At 72.0% G+C, this 5,886-nt stretch carries 4 protein-coding genes; 2 read left to right on the forward strand and 2 right to left on the reverse strand.

What is annotated here, in order from left to right; all coding sequences use genetic code 11:
• Positions 1–106: 106 nt before the first annotated feature.
• Positions 107–1,300, reverse strand: a complete 1,194-nt coding sequence (locus AB0O00_RS27355) for a YibE/F family protein (protein ID WP_363656131.1) — start codon at positions 1,298–1,300, stop codon at positions 107–109.
• Positions 1,301–1,596: 296 nt separating this feature from the next.
• Between AB0O00_RS27355 and AB0O00_RS27360 the strand changes: the two genes are divergently transcribed.
• The gene (locus AB0O00_RS27360) at positions 1,597–3,081 is read left to right on the forward strand and encodes an alpha/beta hydrolase (RefSeq protein ID WP_363656127.1); all 1,485 of its coding nucleotides are present in this window, start codon (positions 1,597–1,599) and stop codon (positions 3,079–3,081) included.
• A gap of 203 nt (positions 3,082–3,284) precedes the next feature.
• Positions 3,285–5,582, forward strand: a complete 2,298-nt coding sequence (locus tag AB0O00_RS27365) for a transglycosylase domain-containing protein (RefSeq protein WP_363656129.1) — start codon at positions 3,285–3,287, stop codon at positions 5,580–5,582.
• A 66-nt stretch (positions 5,583–5,648) separates the two neighbouring features.
• Here the strand turns inward: AB0O00_RS27365 and AB0O00_RS27370 are convergent.
• The coding region (locus AB0O00_RS27370; protein WP_363656130.1) for a hypothetical protein at positions 5,649–5,886 on the reverse strand (238 nt) is incomplete at its 5' end.

The following is a 5,886-nucleotide window of genomic DNA, read 5'->3' on the forward strand; positions in this document are numbered from 1 at the left end:
CATCGACCGGACAACCTACAAGGCCACCATCAGCATCAACATGCTCACAACCGACCCTTGACAGCCCCAGCTCCGCCCTAACTGAACGGCGTTGCCTCTAGACCACCTACGCGTGCCGGTGCCGCCCGCCGCGCGCCGCCGCCCCCGGGTGGTCGGCCGCGGCGATCAGGGCGGCCAGCGCGGTGGTCACCGGCACGGAGGCGACGAGCCCGATGCTGCCCACCAGCGTCCGCGCGATCTCCTCGGAGACCAGCTCGCTCGTCGCCACGTCGAGCACGTTCCGGTGCGCGATCGAGAACAGCAGGAGCAGCGGCAGGGCCGCGCCCGCGTACGCGAGCACCAGGGTGTTGACGGTGGACGCGATGTGGTCGCGGCCGATCCGCATGCCCGTCCGGTAGAGCCGGCGCACGCCCATGCCGGGGTCGGCCGCGTGCAGTTCCCAGATCGCCGAGGTCTGGGTGACCGTCACGTCGAAGAGCACGCCGAGCGAGCCGATGACGAACCCGGCCAGCAGCAGGCCGCGGATCTGGATGCCCGGGTACAGGTCGTGGACCAGCCCGGTCTCCTCCGAGGTGTTGCCGGTCAGGTGCGCCCAGGAGGCGAAGACCAGGCTCAGCACGCCGATCAGGACGAGCGAGACGAGCGTGCCGAGCACCGCGACCGAGGTCCGGGCGGAGAGCCCGTGGCACAGGTAGAGCGCGATCAGCATGATCGCGCTCGCCCCGACGATGGCCACCAGCAGCGGGTCCGAACCCCGCAGGATGGCCGGCAGGATGAACAGCGAGAGCACCGCGAAGCTGATCGCGAGCGCGACCAGCGCGGCCAGCCCGCGCCACCGTCCGACGGCGACGACGGCCACCGCGAAGACGCCCGCGAGCACCCCCATCGGCAGGTTCCGGTCGACGTCGACCACGCTGTACTGGAGGTCCGGCGGCGCGTCCGGCGCGTACGTGAGGACGACCTCCTCGCCCACGTCGTACTGCCGCGGCTCGCCCGGGTGCACGACGACGGTGAAGGTGCGGCCCTTGTCGGGACCGGTGGTCACCTCGACCGTGTCCTGCCGGCAGGTGCCCTGGTCGGCCGGGTTGACGGTGCTGCACGGGAGTTCCTGCACCTTGGTGACCCGGCCGTGCTGGACCTGCTGGTCGAAGCCGACCCCGGTGCGCGGGTGCGACGGCACTCCGCCGGGCCACAGGATCACGAGGCCGGCCAGGACGGCCAGCGCGAACGGGATGAGCACGGCCGCGATGATCCGGCGCAGGCGGGCGGAGACGGGCGCAGCCGGTCCGTGGGCGTGCACGTGCGCCGCCGCCGCGGACCCGGTGCCCCCGTGCTCGGGCTCGTCGCTGTGCTCGTGCGTCCCCTCGTCCACCTCACGCCTCCTCAGCGGTCGCGCGGCTGCCAAGATCCGCCGCAGCCCCCCGAAATCATCGGCGCCGGACCGGCCGGACCACCGCAGTGACCAACCCGTGGGCGCGCCGCACCCGGCCGGGAGGGGGGAACCGTACTGCACCGGGCAGGCGGGGGATTACCCTACCGGCGTTCGGCGTGCTGCCCGGATGGGGGCAAGTGACGTTCCGGCGAAGAATTCCGACCATGCCGAATGTCAACCGCATCGCCGCCGGCGCCGCCGCAGCCGCGCTCTCGCTGACCGTCCTCACCGCCCTCCCCGCCGCCGCGGCGGACCGTTCCGGCCAAGGCCTCGCCTGGACGTCCTGCCAGGGCGCCGCCGACCCCCGCCAGCAGTGCGCCATCGTCACCGTCCCGCTGGACTACGCCGATCCGCACGGCGAGCAGATCACCCTCGCCGTCTCCCGCATCCGCGCCGCGAAGCCGGACGAGCGCCACGGTGTGCTGCTCACCATCCCCGGCGGCCCCGGCGGTTCCGGTCTGAACGTTCCGACCAGTGCCGCCAAGCGCCTGCCGCAGTCCGTCCTCGACCGCTTCGACCTGGTCGGTTTCGACCCGCGCGGCGTCGGCCGCTCGACGCCGGTCAGCTGCGGCCTGGACACGCCCGACCTGGCGATGGTCAAGCTCCGCCCCTGGCCCGCCGCCGACGGTTCGATCGACGACAACCTAGCCACCGCCCGCCGCATCGCCGACACCTGCGCCCGCAACGGCGGCCCGGTGCTGCGCAGCATCTCCACCCGGAACGAGGCCCGCGACATCGACCGCATCCGCCAGGCCCTCGGCGAGCGCCGCCTCTCCGCGTGGGGGACGTCCTACGGCACGTACGCCGGCGCCGTCTACGCCACGATGTTCCCTCAGCGCACCGACCGGATCGTGCTCGACAGCAACGACGACCCGGACCCGTCCCGCGTCGGGCGCGGCTGGCTCGCGGGCTTCGGCCAGGGCGCGGAGGACCGTTTCCCCGACTTCGCCAAGTGGGCCTCGGCGCCGGGCAATCCGGACCGCGTCGCGGACACCCCCGAGGAGGTCCGCCCGCTCTTCCTCGACCTCGCCGCCCGCCTGGACCGCGCACCCCTGCCCTGGCCCGGCGCCAACCCGGCCGAGCTGAGCGGCAACGTGCTGCGCGAGACGATGCTGCAGAGCCTCTACGCGGACGCGAGGTTCCCCGACCTCGCCCGCCTGATGCTGGCCGGTCTCGGCCGCCGCCCGCTGCCGGCCCCGGTCACGCCGCCCGAGCAGGCCGTCCAGAACACGATCGCCGTCTCCGTCGGCACCCTGTGCAACGACGTGTCGTGGCCCGCCGACCCGGCCGCGTACGCGAAGGACACCGCCGCCGAGCGCGCCGCCCGCCCGCTCACCGCCGGCATGCCCGTCAACGTCATGCCGTGCGCGTTCCGGCCGTTCGAGCCCGCCGAGCCGCCGACCCGCATCACCTCCCGCGGCCCGGCGAACGTGCTCCTCGCCCAGAACCTCCGCGACCCCGCCACCCCTTACCGGGGCGCCCTGAAGCTCCGTGCGGCGTTCGGCCCGCGGGCCCGGATGGTCTCGATCGACTCGGGCGGCCACGACGCGTACGTCGCCAACGGCAACGCGTGCGGCGACGAGGCCGTCACCACGTACCTGCTCACCGGCCGGCTCCCCGCGGAGGACGTGTCCTGCCCGGCCGGCTGACGCGCGCGTGATCCGCGGGTGACGCGCACGTGATCCACAAGGGTCAAACCGGGCGGGGGCCGACAAACCGTGAACGATCACCCCGGTCCCCGCCCGGACATGTGGACGACCGGCTCGAATGAGTCGAACCTGTCGCGGTTTTGTGACAAAGCTTGGCCAACACCCGTCCCTCAGCGGCTTTTCGTGGCCGTAGTGTTCGAGTTATGTCACGGAAGAGCCGCATACCTGCCCCGGACCCCGGCGACACCTGGGTACCGCGACCCCGGCGCCGGGTGACCCCGCTCGCGCTGGTCGGGCACACGGTCAAGTTCCTCGGCTGCAGTGTGCTCGGGGGCGTCCTGCTCGCGGGGATCGTCCTCCCCGGGGCCGGCGCCATCGGGCTGGGGGCGAAGAGCGGCGCGGAGAGCTTCGAGAGCATACCCGACGACTTCAAGGCGCCCCCGCTGACGCAGGCGACGCAGATCTTCGACGCCAAGGGCGGCCTGATCGCCAAGGTCTACGAGCGGGACCGCACGGTCATCCCGGCCGAGCAGATGTCGCCGCTGATGAGACAGGCACAGGTCGACATCGAGGACGCCCGCTTCTACGAGCACGGCGCGGTCGACCTCAAGGGCATCCTGCGGGCCATCACCAAGAACGCGGAGAGCGGCGCCACCGTCCAGGGCGCGTCCACGCTCACCCAGCAGTACGTGAAGAACGTCAACGTCGAGAAGGCCGGCGACGACCCGGTCGCGGTCGCCGAGGCGCAGCGCAAGACGATGGGCCGCAAGATCCAGGAACTCAAGTACGCCATCAAGCTGGAGGAGGACCTGAGCAAGGACCAGATCCTCACCAACTACCTGAACATCACCTTCTACGGGCACCAGGCGTACGGCATCCAGGCCGCCGCGCAGCGCTACTTCAGCAAGGACGCGAAGGACCTGTCCCTCCCCGAGGCGGCCATGCTCGCCGGGCTGGTGCAGAACCCGTCCCAGTACGACCCGAAGCTCCACCCGGTGGCCGCGCAGAAGCGCCGGGACACCGTCATCGACAAGATGGTGGAGAACAAGCACATCACCGCCGAGCAGGCCCGGGAGGCCAAGGCCGCGCCGCTGGGCCTGAAGTACAAGGACCCGCAGAACGGCTGCATCACCGCGAAGGCGGGCATGGGCTTCTTCTGCGACTACGTGCGCCACGTCGTCAAGCAGGACCCGGTGTTCGGCAAGAGCGCCGCCGACCGCAAGAAGCTGTGGGACCAGGGCGGCCTCAACATCTACACCACCATGGACCCGGAGAAGCAGGCCGCGGCCCAGAAGGCCGTCTCGGACCTGGTGTTCGTGACGGACCCGGTGTCGGCGGCGATGACGATGGTCGAGCCCGGCTCCGGCGACATCCTCGCGATGGCCCAGACCCGCCCGTACGGCCTGGCGAAGGAGAAGAACGAGACCGTCGTCAACTACAACGTGGACGCGGCGATGGGCGGCGGCGTCGGCTTCCAGCCCGGCTCCAACTTCAAGCCGATCGTGGCCGCCGCCGCCCTGGAGGCGGGGCTGCCGCCCACGCAGTCGTACTCCGCGCCCAACCGGATGGACTGGCCGACGACGTCGACCTGCAACGGGACGTGGAAGAACCTGAACAAGGGCAAGAAGACCGGCAGCGTCCCGAACGAGAGCGCGAGCGAGGTCGGCCCGTACGAGCTCAAGGAGGCGATGGCCCGCTCGGTCAACACCTACTTCGTGCAGATGGAGCAGGAGATCGGCCTCTGCGCGGTCAAGCAGATGGCCAACAAGCTGGGCGTGACGGGCAAGGCCAACGGCGACCAGCTCGAAGAGGTGCCCGCGCTCGGCCTCGGCACGCAGGAGGTCAGCCCGCTGACGATGGCCAACGTGTACGCGACCTTCGCCGCCCGCGGCAAGCACTGCGCGCCGGTCGCGCTCACCCGGATCGCGACGGTCGACGGCAAGAACGTCCCGGTGCCGCCCGTCACGTGCGACCAGGTGATGTCCGAGAGCACCGCGGACGTCGTCAACACCGTGCTCCTCGGCGTGACCGAGAAGGGCACCGGCAAGGACCTCGGCCTCGACGACGGCCGCCAGATCGCCGGCAAGACCGGCACCGCCGACGAGAAGAAGGCGGCCTGGTTCAGCGGATACACGGGCAACCTCGCCGGCTCGGTGTGGCTGGGCGCCCCGGGCGACAAGGTGCCGATGCGGAACATCCGGATCGGCGGCCACTACCAGGAGGAGGTCTTCGGCGCGACCGGCCCGGGGCCGATCTGGCGGCAGGCGATGAGCGACGCGGTGCGGTCCATGCCGGAGGACGAGTTCAGGACCGTCTACATCCCGGACCCGCCCAAGCGCGACCCGGCCAACCCGAGCGGCAGCCCGTCCGGCAGCCCGTCCGGAGGCCAGTCCGGCAGCGCGCCGGGCACCGGTGGCCCGCAGCCCGGTGGCGGCGGCACCACCCGCGGCCCCGGGCGGCCGCACGGCACGCCCGCGCCGGACCCGTCCGAGGACGGCTGAGCGGAACGCGGAACGGGGACGGCCCCGCAGGAGATCGCTCCTGCGGGGCCGTTGTCGTCAGCGCCGCTAACGCGCCTCCACCGGTTCGCCGGTGTCCGGGTCGAGCGTGAACACCCGCTGGTACGCGTCCGTCACGATGGTGATCCGGTCCCTGGCCGTCCAACTCGCCCGCACCAGCAGCCCGTCGTCCGGCGCGCCGCCGATGTCGGCCAGCGTCCAGCGGCGGGCGGACCAGCCGGTGCCGGACTCCAGCAGCACCTGCCAGTGGTCACCCGGCTCGGCGCCCGTGCCGTACGAGCGGTGC

The organism is Kitasatospora sp. NPDC093558 (assembly GCF_040683475.1).
Taxonomy (GTDB): domain Bacteria; phylum Actinomycetota; class Actinomycetes; order Streptomycetales; family Streptomycetaceae; genus Kitasatospora.

Coding starts and splice junctions, on each gene's coding strand:
- AB0O00_RS27360 (WP_363656127.1), top strand. CDS start 1,597: ATGCCGAATGTCAACCGCATCGCCGCCGGCGCCGCCGCAGCCGCGCTC.
- AB0O00_RS27365 (WP_363656129.1), top strand. CDS start 3,285: ATGTCACGGAAGAGCCGCATACCTGCCCCGGACCCCGGCGACACCTGG.